Origin of the sequence: Parapedobacter defluvii, assembly GCF_014642075.1 — a bacterium.
In the GTDB taxonomy this organism is placed as follows: Bacteria; Bacteroidota; Bacteroidia; order Sphingobacteriales; family Sphingobacteriaceae; genus Parapedobacter; species Parapedobacter defluvii.
The window spans coordinates 1-725 of record NZ_BMIK01000062.1 but is presented as its reverse complement, the minus strand read 5'-3'; the positions used below and the strand labels follow the sequence as shown (position 1 = coordinate 725).

The 725-nt window shown below is 55.3% G+C and carries 1 protein-coding gene; it reads right to left on the bottom strand.

Going from position 1 to position 725, the window contains the following annotated elements:
* Positions 1–725: hypothetical protein (locus IEX60_RS24740; protein WP_188754070.1), on the bottom strand; the 725-nt coding region annotated here is incomplete at both ends.

The following is a 725-nucleotide window of genomic DNA, read 5'->3' as shown; positions in this document are numbered from 1 at the left end:
TTTTTGTCCGTATGGCCGGGTACATCGCACATGGCCGAAGGATTATTGGGGGTTACGTATGCCGGTTCGGGCCCGTGGATCAGTCCCTGGGTGAGCTCCAGCTGGGGGTACTTGTGGGGTTCGATGTAATTGAACCCGTTTCCGTCATAGGAGAATTTCAGAAAGGCGACACCGTTGCCGTCCCTTACCTTCTGGAGCAGTCCCCTGATGTAATCAAGTGCATACGTGGTTAAGGGCTGTGTTTTTCCTGTCCTCGGGGCTCCGGTTCGGGGTTCCCTGAACAGCCCGTCATCCTTGTAACCGAAGGCATCTTTTGCCGAGAGGAAGGCGTTTGACGAAAAGTTGCATAAGTCGAAACACATAAAAGAGATGGAAGGGAGGGCAGCGACCCCGGTACCGCCGATGTAGGGCTTGTCGTTCTGATTGACGCCGTTGAAAAATTGGGTCTCTTCGATATCATCGCCCTCCACGGGGGGCACCTGTCTTCCATGGTACAGCACAGAATTAGCATCAACCGGGACGCGGTGGTCCACTTCGGGTGTAATGCCGAAAGGCGAATTGTGGTCATTGACCAGTTCCGGCGGTATGTTCTGCCACCGGCCGCGGTAGGCGCCCCTGTCGGGATTGGGGATATCCACGGGATTCTCGGTATAGTCAAGCGGCTGCAGTACGAGCGGAGCCTGACAGCCCACGATGACGGCAACCAAACAGGAAACGGTAAATAT